Annotated in this window: 14 protein-coding genes; 4 read left to right on the top strand and 10 right to left on the bottom strand. The window is 65.3% G+C overall.

What is annotated here, in order from left to right; translation table 11 throughout:
* Positions 1–320: 320 nt before the first annotated feature.
* Entirely contained in the window at positions 321–3,491 is a 3,171-nt protein-coding gene (gene carB, locus SZ63_RS09730) for a carbamoyl-phosphate synthase large subunit (protein WP_048184791.1), read from the bottom strand.
* Positions 3,491–4,546 (bottom strand): glutamine-hydrolyzing carbamoyl-phosphate synthase small subunit, encoded by a 1,056-nt coding sequence (gene carA / locus SZ63_RS09725; RefSeq protein ID WP_048184789.1) that lies wholly within the window; start codon positions 4,544–4,546, stop codon positions 3,491–3,493. The genes carB and carA overlap by 1 nt, the downstream gene beginning before the upstream one ends.
* Positions 4,547–4,691: 145 nt before the next feature.
* Between carA and SZ63_RS09720 the strand changes: the two genes are divergently transcribed.
* Together SZ63_RS09720 and SZ63_RS09715 are read left to right on the top strand one after the other, a co-directional pair.
* A complete protein-coding gene (locus SZ63_RS09720) occupies positions 4,692–5,576 on the top strand; it encodes a flavodoxin family protein (RefSeq protein WP_048184787.1) in 885 nt (294 codons plus the stop codon).
* A 28-nt stretch (positions 5,577–5,604) separates the two neighbouring features.
* Positions 5,605–5,949: a hypothetical protein gene (locus SZ63_RS09715; RefSeq protein WP_048184786.1), complete on the top strand. Its 345-nt coding sequence runs from the start codon at positions 5,605–5,607 to the stop codon at positions 5,947–5,949.
* Here SZ63_RS09715 and SZ63_RS09710 read toward each other — a convergent pair.
* The 8 genes from SZ63_RS09710 to SZ63_RS09675 form a co-directional block, all read right to left on the bottom strand.
* Positions 5,946–6,527: a carbonic anhydrase gene (locus SZ63_RS09710; protein WP_048184991.1), complete on the bottom strand. Its 582-nt coding sequence runs from the start codon at positions 6,525–6,527 to the stop codon at positions 5,946–5,948. The two genes, SZ63_RS09715 and SZ63_RS09710, sit on opposite strands and share 4 nt — an antisense overlap.
* Before the next feature lie 331 nt (positions 6,528–6,858).
* A complete protein-coding gene (gene ilvD / locus SZ63_RS09705; protein WP_048184782.1) occupies positions 6,859–8,502 on the bottom strand; it encodes a dihydroxy-acid dehydratase in 1,644 nt (547 codons plus the stop codon).
* 217 nt (positions 8,503–8,719) lie between these two features.
* The gene (gene cobA, locus SZ63_RS09700) at positions 8,720–9,457 is read right to left on the bottom strand and encodes a uroporphyrinogen-III C-methyltransferase (protein WP_048184779.1); all 738 of its coding nucleotides are present in this window, start codon (positions 9,455–9,457) and stop codon (positions 8,720–8,722) included.
* Positions 9,454–10,338 carry a hydroxymethylbilane synthase gene (gene hemC, locus SZ63_RS09695; RefSeq protein ID WP_048184776.1) on the bottom strand — a complete coding sequence of 295 codons (885 nt, stop codon included), beginning with the start codon at positions 10,336–10,338 and terminating at the stop codon, positions 9,454–9,456. The genes cobA and hemC overlap by 4 nt, the downstream gene beginning before the upstream one ends.
* Positions 10,323–11,570: a glutamate-1-semialdehyde 2,1-aminomutase gene (gene hemL, locus SZ63_RS09690; protein ID WP_048184774.1), complete on the bottom strand. Its 1,248-nt coding sequence runs from the start codon at positions 11,568–11,570 to the stop codon at positions 10,323–10,325. The genes hemC and hemL overlap by 16 nt, the downstream gene beginning before the upstream one ends.
* The gene (gene hemB, locus SZ63_RS09685; protein WP_048184771.1) at positions 11,557–12,540 is read right to left on the bottom strand and encodes a porphobilinogen synthase; all 984 of its coding nucleotides are present in this window, start codon (positions 12,538–12,540) and stop codon (positions 11,557–11,559) included. Before hemB ends, hemL begins: the two co-directional genes overlap by 14 nt.
* On the bottom strand, positions 12,519–13,790 hold the full coding sequence (gene hemA, locus SZ63_RS09680; protein WP_048184768.1) for a glutamyl-tRNA reductase: 1,272 nt from the start codon (positions 13,788–13,790) through the stop codon (positions 12,519–12,521). Before hemA ends, hemB begins: the two co-directional genes overlap by 22 nt.
* Positions 13,783–14,409 carry a precorrin-2 dehydrogenase/sirohydrochlorin ferrochelatase family protein gene (locus SZ63_RS09675; protein ID WP_048184765.1) on the bottom strand — a complete coding sequence of 209 codons (627 nt, stop codon included), beginning with the start codon at positions 14,407–14,409 and terminating at the stop codon, positions 13,783–13,785. The genes hemA and SZ63_RS09675 overlap by 8 nt, the downstream gene beginning before the upstream one ends.
* A gap of 153 nt (positions 14,410–14,562) precedes the next feature.
* Between SZ63_RS09675 and SZ63_RS09670 the strand changes: the two genes are divergently transcribed.
* A complete protein-coding gene (locus SZ63_RS09670) occupies positions 14,563–15,501 on the top strand; it encodes a DUF7544 domain-containing protein (protein WP_052959130.1) in 939 nt (312 codons plus the stop codon).
* Positions 15,502–15,665: 164 nt separating this feature from the next.
* Positions 15,666–16,355, top strand: a complete 690-nt coding sequence (locus SZ63_RS09665; protein ID WP_048184762.1) for a PrsW family intramembrane metalloprotease — start codon at positions 15,666–15,668, stop codon at positions 16,353–16,355.
* Positions 16,356–16,361 lie beyond the last annotated feature (6 nt).

Raw genomic sequence — 16,361 nt, 5'->3', positions numbered from 1 at the left:
CCCGGCAGCGAGCCGGAACCCTGTTCATTCCCAGCATCGCCCCGCGCAGTGGACCGTGGGAGACTCGCACCTTTGGTGCTCGAACTCCGCCTGCCCTTCGGGCACGCATCGTTTATCGCCACTGGTGGAGTGCGACTGGCCGAAGGTGCGATGTTCCGGAGGAACGGAGCTGGAGCACCGTTAGGTGCGGGGGCAGGAGCATGAGCACCGAAGGTGCGAAGCCGGTGGGAAGCCATGCACGGTTCCTCTCCAAAGTCTCCCCGTGCTTCCGGCAAGAGGCTAAGAAGTTCGATAGAAAAAGAGTGCGCGAGGGGCTCGCGTTACGCCAGCCCGTGATAGTGCCCGAGCGGCTCGAGGGTGACTTCCTCGCGCTTGATGGCGTCGATCGCCATCGCGGCCGCCCGCGCCGCCTGGAGGGTGGTGATGTAGGGTATGCCGTAATCGACGGCGGCCCGCATGATCTGGATGTGATCCTGCCGGGACGCCTTGTCCGCCGGGGTGTTGATGATCAGCCGGATGCTGCCGGAACGCATCGCATCGATGACGTTCGGGGAGCCTTCCTGAACCTTCCGCACAAGGTTCGCCTCGACGCCGTTCTGGGTGAGGAAGTCGACCGTCCCGCTCGTCCCGTAGAGCGAGAGGCCGAGCTCCCGGAGTTTCCGCGCGACCGGCAGGAGTTCCTCCTTCTGCTCGTCCGTCACCGAGATGAAGACGTTGCCGGTCGTCGGCAGGGTGTTGTCCGCCGCGGTGCACGCCTTGTAGTAGGCACGGCCGAAGTCGTAGTCGATCCCCATCACCTCGCCGGTGCTCTTCATCTCCGGCCCGAGGACGGTGTCGACGCCGGGGAGCTTGTTGAAGGGCAGGAGCACCTCTTTGACCGCAACGTGCTCGATCTCGGGCTCGGCGACACCCATATCGGCGAGTCTGCGCCCCACCATCACCTTCGCCGCGATCTTCGCGAGCGCGATGCCCGTCGCCTTCGCGACGAACGGCACCGTCCGGCTCGCACGCGGGTTCGCCTCGAGCACGTAGAGCACGTCGTTTCTGACGGCGTACTGGATGTTGATCAGTCCGACGACCCCGAGGCCGAGAGCGATCTTCTTCGTGTACTCCCGCACCCGGGCGATCACCGAGGGCGTGAGGGACTGCGGCGGGATGACGCAGGCCGAGTCGCCGGAGTGGACGCCGGCCCACTCGATGTGCTCCATGATGCCGCCGATCAGGACGTCCGTCCCGTCACAGACCGCATCGACGTCGATCTCGACGGCGTTCTGGAGGAAGGAGTCGATCAGCACCGGGTGTTTCCGGCTCACCCGGACGGCCTCCTTGATGTAGCTCTCGAGTTCGGCCTCGTCGTGGACGAGTTCCATCGCCCTGCCGCCGAGGACGTAGGACGGCCTGACCAGCACCGGGTAGCCGATCTCCCCGGCCATCCTCCGCGCCTCCTCCTCCGAGTATGCGGAACTGTTCGCCGGGCTCGGGATACCGAGCCGGGTGAGAAGCCGGCTGAACCGGTCGCGGTCTTCCGCCGCATCCATGGCATCGGGCGACGTGCCGAGGATCTTCGTCGGGAGATCGAGGCGCCTGATCTCCGCTTCCAGCGGCACGGCCAGGTTCACCGAGTTCTGGCCGCCGAACTGGACCATGACGCCGTAGTAGCCATCCTTCTTGAGAATGTTCACGACGTCCTCAAGCTGCATCGGCTCGAAGAAGAGCCGATCCGAGGTGTCGGCGTCGGTCGAGACCGTCTCGGGATTGTTGTTGACGATATGGACCTCGATCCCCTCTTCCTCGCGAAGCGCCATCACCGCGTGGACGGTGCAGTAGTCGAACTCGATCCCCTGCCCGATCCGGATCGGCCCGGAACCGAGGATCAGCACCTTCTTCGCGCCGTCCCGGGAGAGCTCACACCCCTCCTCCCAGGTGGAGTAGAAGTAGGGCGTCGTGGCCGGGAACTCGGCGGCGCAGGTGTCGACCATCTTGTAGGTGGGCGTTCCGGAGAGCGCCGCAAGCTCGTCGACACTCTTTTTTGTCAGCGCCTGGAGATCCTCGTCCGAGAAACCGTAGCGCCGGGCGGTTCTGACGTCCTCCGGTTCGAAATTGGTCTCAAGTTTCCGTTCGAGGTCCACGATATTCTTAATCTTCTCTAAAAAGAACGGCGTGATGGCGGTGAGTTCGGCAACCTCCCCGACCGTGAATCCCTCGCGGAAGGCATCGAAGAGACACCCGAACCGCTCGTCCGTCGGGGACGTCAGGATCATCCGGATCTCGCTTGGGTTCGTGTGCCGCTGCATGTCGTTGTCGAGCGACCGGAGCGCCTTCTTGAACGCCTCCTCGACCGTCCGCCCGATCGCCATCACTTCGCCCGTGCTCTTCATCGCCGTCGTGAGCGTCCGGTCTGCCGACTTGAACTTGTCGAACGGCCACCGGGGCACCTTCACCACCACGTAGTCGATAGCGGGCTCGAAGGACGCCGGGGTGACGCCGGTCACGGTGTTCATGATCTCGTCGAGCCGAAGCCCGATCGCGATCTTCGCCGCGACCCGGGCGATCGGGTAGCCGGTCGCCTTGGACGCGAGCGCGGACGACCGCGAGACCCGGGGGTTCACCTCGATGATCCGGTAATCGCCGTCACGGTAGGCGAACTGGATGTTGCACCCGCCCTGGACGTCGAGCGCCCGGATGATCTTTATCGCGGCGGTCCGGAGCGTCTGGAACTCGTCGTCGCGCAGGGTGAGGATGGGCGCGACGACGACGCTCTCGCCGGTGTGAATGCCCATCGGATCGACGTTCTCCATACCGCAGACGATGATGCAGGTATCGGCCGCGTCCCGCATCACCTCGAACTCGATCTCCTTCCACCCGGCGACGCTCTCCTCCACGAGCACCTGGTGGATCCGGGAACGGGCGAGCCCGATCTCGATGATCCGCCGCATCTCCTCGGGCGTGTGCGCCACGCCGCCGCCGGAGCCGCCGAGAGTATATGCCGGCCGGATGATTGCCGGAAGGCCGACCTCGCTGATTGCCTCGTCGATCTGGTTCATGCTCTCGAGGATCATGCTCCGGGGAACGGGCTCGCCGATGGCGTTCATCAGGTCGCGGAACTGTTCACGGTCTTCTCCCCGGTAGATCGCTTCGAGCGGTGTACCCAGGATCTCAACGCCCTCGAGCGCACCCATCTCCGCGAGTTCCGCGGTCATATTGAGGCCGGTCTGGCCGCCCATGCCGCTCAGGATCCCGTCAGGCTTTTCCTTTGCGATGATCTTTGCGATGAGTTCGGCCTTCAACGGCTCGATGTAGATGACGTCCGCGGTGTCGGGATCGGTCTGGATCGTCGCGGGGTTCGAATTGACGAGGACGACCTCGACGCCCTCCTCCCGGAGCGCGCGGCAGGCCTGCGATCCCGAGAAGTCGAACTCGGCCGCCTGCCCGATCTGGATGGGGCCGGAACCGATGATGAGAACTTTCTTGATATGAGATTTCTTCGGCATTATGGAATCTCCCTGTATATGCGGTCAAAGAAGTGCATCTCCGTGTCCCGGGGGCCGCCGTGCGCCTCCGGGTGGAACTGGACGCAGGTGATGGCAAGATCGCGGTTCTCGAACCCCTCGACCGTGCCGTCGTTCACGTTCCGGTACGAGACCGTGCATCCCTCGGGCAGGGTCTCCTCGTCCACCGCGAACCCGTGGTTCTGCGTCGTGATGTAGATGCTCCCGTCCTTGTAGCGGACCGGCTGGTTCGTTCCCCGGTGCCCGAACTTCATCTTGTAGGTCTCGGCGCCGAGCGCGAGCGCGGCGACCTGGATGCCCATGCAGATCCCGATGACCGGCACCTCGCCGGCGAGGTCGCGGACGCACCGGATGGCGTGCGTCGCCCTCCTCGGGTCGCCCGGGCCGTTGCTGACGAAGAGCGCGTCGGGCTTTGCCGCCATCACCTCGTCCGGTGTGGCGGTGTGCGGGAAGACGTGGATATCTGCGCCCCGGTGGCCGAGGCTCTCGAGAATGTGCCGCTTCACCCCGAGATCGATGACGGCGATCCGCTTTCCGGGACCGGCGATCCGGTAGGGCTCGGAGCAGGAGACGTCCCCGATGAGGTCGACTTCACCGATCGGTGAGACGGCCCGGGCGCGCCTGACCGCCTCCGCCCCGTCGTCGCTGCCGACGATGAGCGCTGCCCTGAGCGTGCCGACCGTCCGGGTCTTTATCGTCAGGCTGCGGGTATCGACGCCCGATATCCCGAAAAGGCCGTTTTCTTCAAAATAGTCCGCAACCGAGGGGCGCGCGGCGGGCACCGCGGCGATCTCACGCGCGACGCAGCCCCGCGCATGAACCATCGGACTCTCGAAATTCTGCTGATCTACACCATAATTCCCGATGAGGGGATACGTAAACATCAAAATCTGCCCGGCATAACTTGGGTCGGTCAATGCCTCCATGTACCCGGTCATCTGCGTCGTGAAGACGAGTTCGCCGGAACATGTCCCCTCAACGCCAAAACCATCCCCTACAACAAATGTTCCGTCTTCAAGACCCAGAACCGCCTTCATGAATTACCATACCATGTGGATCAGATTCCTTATTAACGGTAATGACGGATCGAACGCCCGCCCCCGCACCCCTGCAGGAAACCCGGAGCGGCGGGCCCTCATCAACCCGAAATATTGAAGGCGGCCGGGCGTGAGATGACACACAATGAGCGAGAGCGCGGCAGAGAAGACCCGGACCATCGAGACGCCCGAAGGAACGTTCACGATCAGGCTCGTCCTGGACGACCTCGGGGGCATCTACCCGGGCATGATCCGGTACACCGTCGAGGTTCTCCGCGGCGCCGGGACGGTCTACACCTACGCGATCAACACCTACGAGAGCGGGCGCCAGGCCTCCCTCTTCGATACCCGGAAGGCGGCGGAGATCGTCTTTGCCCGGCTCGCGCACGACGTGGCGTCTCGCCCCAGTCTCTACACCCGGCCACGGGTCTTCACCCGCCCGCTTCCGGGCACCGGCACGGCCGACGTCGTCATCCTGCAGGGGAGCCCGCGCCGGTTCGGGAACTCCGCGAAGATTGCGTCCTGGTGCGACGACGAGGCCGCACGAGCCGGCCTCACGTCCCGGATCTTCTACCTGCAGGAGATGGATATCCGCCCGTGCATCGGCTGCTACGTCTGCTACGACCAGGGCTACTGCCCGGTCGAGGACGATATGCCCCCGATCATCCGGGCGCTTGAGGCCGCTTCCGTGGTCGTCGTCTGCACCCCGGTCTACACCGGCACCGTCCCGGCGGCCCTCAAGGCGGCGATGGACCGCTGCCAGTGGCTTCATGCCCGGGAGAAGGTTCTGGGGAAGGAGGTGCACGCCCGGGGCCTGCTCGTCGCCGTCGCGGGACGGCGGGGGAGCGAGCCATTCGTCTGCGTAACGAGGGTGGTGGGGATGTTCATGGAGAACCTGGACATCCGTCCCGCCGCGCCGGTGCTGATCGGCGATCTCGACCGGGCGAGAGACGTGGATACGATCGGCGGGGTTGAAGGCGACGTCCGGGCGGCGCTCTCCGCGCTCCTCGCGTTCCGAAACGAAGGATAATATAGCATCCGTCCCCCACCGATGATGCATGGCAGAAGTGACTGTTGAGATTGTCGGGCTCCAGGAGTCCGAGTGCGGCCCGTTTCCCTGCGACGAGACGAGATCCTGCGGACTCGAGACCTGTTACCCGTCGAATAACCTGATGGACGCCATCAGCGCGCTGCGCGACGAACTGCTCGCCGCTTACGGCGATACGGTCGAGGTGAAGACGACGCTGATCGATGAAGGGATGCCCGACTACGTGAGAGAGATCATCGAGGAGCGCCACCCGCCCATCCCGATCATCCTGGTCAACGGCAGGCTCACGTCGATCGGGAGGATCTCGCTCGATCTGATAAAAGAAGAGATTGATTATGCGCTTGAAGAGTCCTAGAGGATCTTCTTCAACTCTCCGGTCGCGAGATCGAAGTACAGGCCGTGAATCTGAACCCGTCCTTCTTTTTCCGCAGTCCTGACCGGCGGGTAGGTGCGCAGGTGCTCGATCTGCAGGGCGACGTTCTCGAGCTCGATGAGACGCAGCCGGTTCTTCTCTTCTTCGGGGTTCTTCGGCGCCGGGATCTTCGCATCGACGCGGCGTTTCGCCTCCATCGCGTTGTTCAGCCAGAGCGGAACGTATGCATCCTTGCTCTCGTGGTCGAGCGCCTTTATGGCGCCGCAGTCGGAGTGTCCGCAGATGACGATATCCGCGACCTTGAGATGGTTGACCGCATACTCGAGTACGGTCGCGAAATTCCAGTCATGGACCGGGACGATGTTGCCGATGTTCCGCTGCACGAAGATCTCCCCGGCTTTCGCGCCGGCGATGCGCTCGGGATTCACTCGCGAGTCGGAGCACCCTATCCAGAGGACCACGGGGTGCTGGGCTGATGCAAGCGGGCCGTAATGATCGGGATCTTTTGCGAAATCTTCTTTCAGGAAGCGCTTGTTACCCTCAAGAAATCTGTCAATCATCATTATGCTCCGTAAGTGATATGGGCGGCCGTTCCGGACGGTCGCGCCTGAAAAGTGAATTATTCCAGGGGTTTAAAAAGGTATATCGTTGGAGTTTCGGGGAAACCGTGCAGTATCGGAGACGGACAAACAAGCGGTGTTCCGTCTCCGGACTGGGTGCGGAGCACCTGAACCGTCCCGGAGGCCGACGCCCGGATCAGGGTGCGGGTGCTGAACGCGCCATGAGGAACGGGTAGACCCGTTTAACCGGGCCTGTTTGTTTAAAAGATGTTTCCCCGCCGGGCGGCGCGATCCCGGCGGAGAGTATGCGCTCCCTCTCCCGGAGAAGAGGTCACCTCTGGACGGCGCCGAGGTTCGCCTGCTCCACGGTCTGCGCGTAGCGGGCGAGCATACCGGTAAGCCGGCGTTCCGGCGGTTTCCAGGTACGGCGCCGCTCATCGAGGGTCGCTCTCTCTACAACGAGGTCGAGGCGCTTTTCGTAGAGGTCGATCGCGATCTCGTCGCCGTCCTCCACGAGGGCGATCGGCCCGCCGACCGCGGCCTCGGGGGCGATGTGCCCGATGCACGGGCCCCGGGTGCCGCCCGAGAAGCGGCCGTCCGTCACCAGGGCGACCCGGGTGTAGCCGAGGCCCATCAGCGCCGAGGTCGGCGAGAGCATTTCGGCCATCCCGGGCCCTCCCCGCGGGCCTTCGTAGCGGATCACGACGACGTCGCCCTCCGCGATCTCGCGGTGCAGGATCGCCTCCATCGCGGCGTCTTCACCGTCGAAGACCCGTGCCGGCCCCCGGTGCCGCCACATCGCCTCCGGGACGGCGGCGCACTTGACGACGGCACCGTCGGGGGCAAGCGTTCCCCGCACGATCTTCAGGCCGCCGGCCGGGCTGACCGGGGCGTCGGTCGTCTTGATCACGTTCGGGTCGGCGACCTGCGCTTCTTTCGCGATCTCGAGGATCGAGTGGCCCGAGACCGTCGGGGCGTCGTCGAGGTGACGCTCGAGCATCTTCAAGACTGCGGGGATGCCTCCCGCCCGGTGGAGAGCAAGCATCGAGTGCGGCCCCCCGGGCATCATGTGGCAGATGTGCGGGGTCACCTCGGCGACGGCGTTGAAGGTCTCGAGATCGAGGGGGACACCCGCCTCCCGTGCGACGGCCATCAGGTGAAGAACGGTGTTCGACGACCCGCCGAGCGCCATGTCCACTTTTATCGCGTTCGCGAGGCTTTTTGGGGTGACGATGTCGCGGGGCCGGACACCCTCCCGAACGAGCCCGACCGCCCGCTCCCCGCTCTCCCGGGCTATGCGGAGTTTCGCGGCGTCGACCGCGGGAATGGCGGCGCACCCGGGCAGGGAGAGGCCCAGCGCCTCGGTCACGCACGCCATGGTGTTGGCGGTATAGAGCCCCTGGCAGCTCCCGCACCCGGGCATCGCCGCGCATTCGAGTTCCCCGAGCTCCTCCTCGCTCATCGTGCCGGCGGCGACGCGGCCGACGCCCTCGAAGATGTCGATGAGGGAGAGTTCGCGGCCTGCCGCGTAGCCGGGAAGCATGGGGCCGCCGGTGACGACGATCGCCGGGATGTTGCACCGCACCGCCGCCATGAGCATGCCGGGGACGATCTTGTCGCAGGTGCCGACGCAGACCAGACCGTCGAACCGGTGCGCCTCGACCATCAGTTCTACGGCGTCGGCGATGTTCTCCCGCGAGGGAAGGGAATACCGCATCCCTTCGTGGCCCATCGCGATCCCGTCGCAGATGCCGATGGTCCCGAACTCGAACGGCACGCCGCCCGCGGCCGCGACACCCTCCTGAACCTTCTGCGAGACCGACCGGAGGTGGAGGTGTCCGGGGACGATGTTGTTGTACGCGTTTGCTATCCCGATGAAGGGCAGTCCCATCTCACGGTCGGTGACGCCGAGCGACCGGAGCAGCGCCCGGTTCGGAGCACGCTGGTAGCCTTTCTTTACCGTCTCACTCCGCATGGTAATCCTCGTATGAGAATAAACGCATGGGGAGAAAAGAGTATTCCGGTTGCGGGGGGGTGGTGCGCCAAGGAGATTGGCCTGCATTGTGAGGCAGGTGATTCGTCACGTGTGCGAACGCTTACGTTACGCACCCTTTAGATGCGCATATTTATCGATCAAACAGACCCCAGACACGGCTTTCGTGGGGGTATCGCCATGACTGCCCCCGTTCCCTTCACCCCTCAAACCCCTCGTAAAGTTCCACCACCCCGCCGATGACGATCACCGCCGGGGGCCGGACGCCCGCACCGCGGGCTTTCTCGGCGATATCGGCGAGCGTCCCGACCGTCACGCGCTGGTCGGGCCGGAGCCCCCGCTCGATGATCGCGACCGGGGTCGCGGGATCCTTGCCGTTCGCGGTGAGGGCCGCCGCGATGGCCGGGAGGTTCTTTACGCCCATCAGGATCACGAGGGTTCCCTTCAGCCGGGCGAGGACCTCCCAGTCGAGGGCGGACTCGGGTTTCGTGGGGTCTTCGTGGCCGGTGATGAAGGTCACCTGCGACGCATATCGCCGATGGGTGACCGGGATGCCGACCATCTCCGGGACGGCGATGGCGCTCGTCACCCCCGGCACCACCTCGACCCTGATACCGTGCTCCCGGAGGGTCTCGACCTCCTCCCCACCGCGGCCGAAGAGGAAGGGGTCGCCGCCTTTCAGGCGCACGACCGTCTTCCCTGCCCTGACCCGCTCGACCATCAGCGCCTCGATCTCGTCCTGTTCAAGGGTGTGGTTCCCGCCGTACTTCCCGCAGTCGACGAGCTCGGCGTCCCGCGGGAGGGTTGCAAGGATCTCCTCGCCCGGGAGTTGGTCGTAGAGGATCACGTCCGCTCCGTCGATCACCTCGCGGGCCTTCATCGTCATGAGGCCGAGCCCGCCCGGGCCGGACCCCACGAGATACGCTTTCCCTGTCATGGTTTCACCCCAAGAGCCGCATGAGCCTCCCGGATCAGGGTGGCCGCCTGGACACGCAGCGCCCGCCCCCACTCCCGGGCTTCGCCGACGGTCGCGACGTGCCGCTCGATCCGCTCCCACCTTGAACCGTCGAGCGCGAGCACCTCGGCGATCAGGTCGCCGCCCCGGCAGTAGATCCCCTGCGGGGTGAAGCACCCGCCGCCGACCTCCTCCATGACGGCACGCTCGATATCGACGTCGAGGCGGGTCTGGGCGTGGTCGAGCGGCGCGAAGGCGCCGGCGACGGCCGGGTCGTCCCGGCAGACGACCGCGATGGTTCCCTGGTTAGGGGACGGGACGAACCGGTCGGTGGGGAGGGCTTCTCCCGGCAGCGTGAGCCCGAGGCGCTCGAGGCCCGCCTCCGCGAGCACGATGGCGTCGTACTGCCCCTCGCGAAGTTTCCGGATGCGGGTATCGACGTTCCCGCGAAGCTGCTTCACCTCAAGCGCCGGGGCGTCGCGGAGGAGCTGCGCGCGGCGCCGGGTGCTCGACGACCCGATGACAGAGACCGCTTCGAGGGGGCACTCGTGCACCAGGAAGTCCGCCGGCGAGTCCCGTTCGAGCACCGCAGAGCAGGTGAGCCCCGCCGGGCGGGCCGCGGGGATGTCCTTCATGCTGTGCACCGCGGCGTCGATCTCGCCGCGGAGGATGGCGTCGTCGAGCGCCCGGACGAAGACACCCTGCCCCCCGATGGCGTGGAGCGGGACTCCGGTCGCGGCGTCGCCCTCGGTCGCGATCGTGACGACCTCCGTCTCGATCCCCCGGTCGGCGAGGATGCCGACCACCTTGTTTGTCTGTGCAAGCGCGAGAGCGCTTCCCCGTGTGCCTATGCGAAGAGACATGATCCGTATGCGTCCGCTATCTGTTCGATATCCTGATCTGTGTGCGCGGCGGAGAGGAAGTTCGTCTCGAACTGCGACGGCGGGAGGAAGACCCCCGCCTCGAGCATCGCCTTCCAGAACCGCGAGAACGCCTCCGTGTCGCACTCCTTGACCTCGCGGTAGTCCCGCGGCGGCTCGCTGCGGAAGAAGTGCTTGAAGAGCGAGCCCATCCTGACGAACGTTCCCTTGCCCGCATCCGCGGCGGCCTCCCCGATCGCCCGCGTGGCCTCATCGAGCCGCCGGTAGATCTCCGGGTGCTCGTGGAGGTAACGAAGCGCCGCATACCCTGCCGCGAGGCTCGCCGGGTTGCCGCTGAAGGTTCCGGCCTGGTAGACCGGTCCTGCGGGGGCGACCAGTTCCATGATCTCGCGCCGTCCCCCGAACGCCCCGATGGGAAGGCCGCCGCCGATGATCTTGCCGAACGTGGCGAGATCCGGTTTTACATCGTAGAGCACCTCCGCGCCGCCGATCCCGGCCCGGTAGCCGGTGATCACCTCGTCGAGGATGAGGAGGACGTCGTGGGCGGCGGTGATCTCCCGGACGTCGGCCAGGTAGCCGTCGTCGGGGAGGACCGGGCCGACGTTCCCCATGACCGGTTCGAGGATGAACGCGGCAACGTCGTCGTTTTTGGCGAGGAGGGCTTCCAGCGCCTCCGTATCGTTGTAGGGAGCCTGCCGGGTGTGCGCCACCAGATCCGCGAGGACACCCGCGGAGTCGGGCACCCCGAGGGTCGTCGCTCCCGACCCGGCCTTGACGAGAACCGCGTCGTGGGCGCCGTGGAACCCGCCCTCGATCTTGATGATATCCTGCTTGCCCGTGTAGCCGCGGGCGAGCCGGATCGCGGCCATCGTCGCTTCGGAGCCCGACGAGACGAACCGCACCATATCGACCGCGGGATGGTCGCCGGTGATGACGCCCGCAAGGTCGAGTTCGAGCGGCGTCGGCGTGCCGTAGAGCCATCCCTTCTCGAGCTGGCGCTCGATCGCCTCCCGGATAGTGGGGTGAGCATGGCCGAGGATGAGAGGGCCGTAGCCGAGACAGCAGTCGATCAGGTCCTCGCCGTCGACGGTCGTAAGATGCGAACCCGCGGCGCGCCCCACGTAGAACGGATACGGCTTGATCGCCCGGACGGGACTGCTGACCCCGCCCGGCATCAGGGTTTTTGCGCGGCTAAAAAGGTCACTGCTCTTCATCGAGCCACCTCGCCGCATCTTCTGCAAAGTAGGTGATGATCAGGTCGGCCCCGGCCCGTTTGATGGCCATGAGGGTCTCGATGGCGACCGCCCGCTCGTCCAGCCATCCGCGCTCGGCGGCGGCCTTGATCATCGCGTACTCACCGCTGACCTGGTAGGCCGCGACCGGCAGCCCGAACCCCGCGACGGCCGCGAGGATGTCGAGATAGGCGCCGGCCGGCTTGACCATCAGGATATCCGCACCTTCGGCCGCGTCGAGCTCCGACTCCATCACCGCCTCCCGTGCGTTGCCCGGGCAGATCTGGTAGGTCGTCCGGTCCCCGAAACTGAATCCCGAGTCCGCCGCGTCGCGGAACGGCCCGTAGAGGGCGCTCGCGAACTTCGAGGAGTAAGACATGATCAGGACGTCCTGGTATCCGGCGGCGTCGAGAGCCTGCCGGATCGCCCGGACCATCCCGTCGAGCATGCATGACGGCGCGACGATATCGGCGCCGCTCTCTGCGTGGGAGACGGCTATCCGTGCCATCAGCGCAAGCGAGGGGTCGTTCAAGAGGTCCGGGCCGTCGGCAGTCTCCCCGACGATGCCGCAGTGGCCGTGGTCGGTGTACTCGCAGGCGCAGACATCGGTCACGACCACCATCTCCGGCAACCGCTCCTTGATATTCCGGACGGCCCGCTGGACGACGCCGTCGGCCGCGTAGGCACCGGTCGCCTCGCCGTCCTTTGCGGCCGGAACCCCGAAGAGGAGGACCGCCCGGATGCCGGCGTGCCGCAGGCGCTCACAGTAGTCGGCGACACCGTCCACCGGGTGGCGGAACTGCCCCGGCATCGAGGCAATTGGAATCGGTGCGCTGATCGATTCGTCCACGAAGACCGGCGCGATGAGGTCGGTCTTTCGAAGTTCGGTTTCGCGGAGGAGCGGCTGGACGATCCGCCGCCGCATCCGTCTCATTCTTCGTTCTGGAAACATGGTTCTCCCCGGGTAATCGCCCTCATCAGGGCTTCTGCCGTTGCCGTATCGCCGCATTCTGCGCTCACACGGATGGCTGTCGTCACGTCCGAGAGGAGTTTTTTGGTGAGCGCCCGCGTCAGGTCGTCGACGACCTCCTCCGTGCGATCGTCCCTCTCCCCCAGGCGTGCGAGCGCCCGGTCGCGTTCACGCGCCCGGATCGACTCCGCCCAGGTGTAGAGGAGAGCGAGCGTCTCGTCGGCCGCCGTCCGGCGGAGGAGCCGGACGAAGTGTTCGGCCTCCTCGTCGATGATCCCCCGTGCGCGGTCCGCCTCGCTCCTCCGGGACTCCATGGCTGCGTCGTTGACGTTTCTCAAGTCGTCGATGGTGAAGAGGTGCACGCCTTCGATCGACCGCACCCCCTCCTCGACGTCGCGGGGCTGGGCGATGTCGATGAGGATAAGGTGGCGGGGGTGCCGGTCGAGCGGCCAGAGCCGCTCCTCCATCACCGCCCGGATATCCTCCGCCCGGATGACCGGGTGCGGCGCGGCGGTGCAGGAGATGACGACGTCGGAGAGCGCGATGTAACGATAGAGGTCCTTGAAATTGACCGCGCGTCCACCGATCTTATCCGCGAGCATCACCGCGCGTTCGTAGGTCCTGTTGGCGACGTAGATGGCCGTGAGATCCCTGGCGGCGAGCGCCTGCGCCACCAGCACCCCCATCTCCCCGCTCCCGACGACCAGGATGTGCCGGTCGCGCAGGGTGCCGAGGAGGTTCTCCGCGAGCGTCACGGCCGCGGAGCCGACGGAGACCGCTCCCCGGTTGATCTCTGTCTGGCGCCGGACACGGACCCCCGCGTGCACCGCCTTCTTGATGCAGAGCCCGATGGCGCTGCAGCAGGTTCCTGCCTCCTCCGCGAGCGCGAGCGCCTGTTTGAGCTGTCCGAGGATCTGGTCTTCCCCGACGATCAGCGAGTCGATGCCTGCGGCCAGTTCCAGGAGGTGGCGGGGCACAGCCTCGCCCTCGAGGACCGTAAAGCCGTCCCTGCCCTTCTCCTGCAGGAACCCTTCGAGGCTCCGTGCGTCCCCCTGCACCAGCACTTCGACGCGGTTGCAGGTCTGGAGCAGGAACGCGCCCCGGAACCGTTCCCGCGCATCGCGGAGGAACGCCGCTTCATCGGGGAACCGGAACGCCTCGAGCGTGGCGATGTCCGCGGTGTGGTGGCTGATCCCCGCGAGCGCGAGGGGGATGGCAGACGGTTCAGGCATGGAGATACCTCTCGATCGCCAGTGCGCGTGCCCGGCCGTAGTCGGTGGCGAGCGCCGCCCGGATCTCGTCGTCTCGGAGGACATTCCAGAGGATGCGGGACCGCTCTGCCTGCACCGGCTCGGTCTCCCGGAGCATCGAACGGATCTCCTCCTGCAGTTCAATCATCTTATCGAGGTCCGCGTAGTCCGCCTCGAGCCTCGTGCGGAGGTACCGCGATACGGCGGGACTCCTTCCGCGAGTGCTGATCGCGACGAGAAAGCGGCTGCCCCGGACGACCGAAGGGATGATGACGTCGCCGGGCTCACCGGCGGCGTTGTTGAAGAGAACGCCGGCCTCGGCGCAGAGCCTGCCGATACGGTCGTTGAGGGCCGGATCCGGCGTCGCGGCTACCGCGAGGAACACACCCCGTAGGAAGCCCCGGAGCGCCTCGTCCGAAAGAGCCGAAAGATCGGCCTCCCGCCGCCGGATCGCGAGACCGTCGAGGTCCGGCGAGAACGAACGGCTGAACACGGTCACCTCCGCCTCATGCTCAAAGAATGCAGCCTTTCGGGCACCGACGTCGCCTCCGCCGAATATGAGCACCCTCCGGCCCGTCAGGTCAAGCATGAGAGGGATCATTCGTTCTATAGTGTGGTGAACGGACTACATTAAGGTGTTGAAAAACCGGTTTCCTCAAAAACCCGTGAGTGTACAATGCGCGGCCGGATCACCGGGATCCGTTTACCGAAACAAGGTATTAATGAGACGGAGAACATCTTCTACGTGAGAGACATGGCTGAAGAAATGCATGCATTCAGCAGACTGGATGGTGCCTTCCAGCGCACCAAAAGCCTGCTCTGGCCGATCAGGTGGGGCGTGTGGCTCCGCCTGGCCCTGATAGCGCTCTTCGTGGGAGGAGGCGTAAGTTTCCCGAACACCTCCCAGTACAATTTCGAAGAGGGCGACCTCCCGCCCGGCTTCGTGGAATCCCTTCCCGATATCGCGCCGCTCATCGTGGCGTTCGTCATCGTCTTACTTGCGATCGCCCTCATCTGGTGGATCATCGGCGCGGCGATGCGGTTCGTCTTCGTCGATATGCTCCGGACGGATGACATCCATATCCGGCCCTTCTTTGGAGAGCGGCTCGGAAAAGGGATGCGGCTCTTCCTCTTCGAGGCAGCCCTCACGCTGATCCTGATCCTCGCCATGATGGCGTTCATCCTCATGCTCGTCGGTATCGGGGGATCCGGTGTCGGCGGTGCCGCACTCATCCTTGCGTTCATCCCGTTCGTTCTGGTCGCAGCCCTCCTCTTCGGGATCGTCTTCCTCCTGACCACCGACTTCGTCGTCCCGATCATGATCCGTGAGGACTGCGGGGTCATCGAGGGCTGGAGGCGGCTTTTCGGGATGATATCGAACAACGTCATGCAGACCCTCGTCTACATCGTCACCAGGTTCGTGCTCGGCCTCATCGCCGCGATCGTGCAGGCGGTCCTGGTCATCCTTGCACTGGTGATCATCGCGATACCGTTCGTCCTCATCGGGATCGTGCTTCTCGCCGCAATCCAGGCAGGAAACTACGTGCTGCTCCTCGCCCTCATCATCCCCTACCTCGTCATCGCCATCCCGGTGGCGCTCCTGATCGCGGTGCCGTTCGTCACGTTCTTCCGGTACTACGGGCTGCTGGTGCTCGAGGGGCTCGCCCCGGAGTACCGCCTCCTCCCCGAGTAACCCTTTTTTTTGAACAAAGATGCCCTCTTCGGGAGTCCCGTCTCCGATGTGCGGCCCTTCTCGACCACGGCCCCCTAATCCCGGGCCGGACCGGGATCTCCCTGCCCGTCCGGCCCATGTGACGGAAAGACTCTTCCTCTCTGAGACCATGAACCTCGATCAGCATGGTCGTCGAGCCGCTGGTAATCCTTGCCCTGGCGCTGGCGCCGGGGGTATTCTGGGCGTGGTACTTCTACCGCAGGGATAAATTCGAGCCCGAACCGGCGGCCCTGATCGTAAAGATCTTCCTCCTCGGCGTCCTCGTCACGTTTCCCGTCGCCTTCGTCGAGGGGTTCTTCGGCCTCTTCATCGTATCCCCCCTGATCATGGGCGCCGTTATCGCGCCCATCGTCGAGGAGTACGGCAAGTTTGCGGTCGTGCGCCGGTTCGCCTACCGAAACACCGAGTTCGACGAACCGATGGACGGCATCGTCTACGCCGCCGCCGCCGCCCTCGGGCTCGCAACGCTCGAAAACATCCTTTACGTCTTTACGGCATACCTGACGTCCCCGGCGCTCGCCCTCAGCACGATCGCCGTCCGCGCGATCTTCTCGGTCCCCGGGCACGCGCTCTTCGCCGGCGTATGGGGCTACGCCCTCGGCCGGGCCAAGTTCACAGCCGCCGAACGCCGGCCGGCGATCATCCTTCAGGGACTTCTGCTCGGGATGGTGCTGCACGGCATCTTCAACTTCCTGCTCTTCTCCGCCGAGATCTTCGCCTACGCCATGGCCGTCTTCATCCTGGTCCTGACGCCCGGGCTCTGGATACTTGCAAACCGAAACATCAGGCAGGCACTCGATCACGGACACCGGTAGAGGCGC

Origin of the sequence: Methanoculleus sediminis (assembly GCF_001017125.1) — an archaeon.
Classification (GTDB): domain Archaea; phylum Halobacteriota; class Methanomicrobia; order Methanomicrobiales; family Methanoculleaceae; genus Methanoculleus; species Methanoculleus sediminis.
This window is presented reverse-complemented; position numbering and strand designations above follow the sequence as displayed.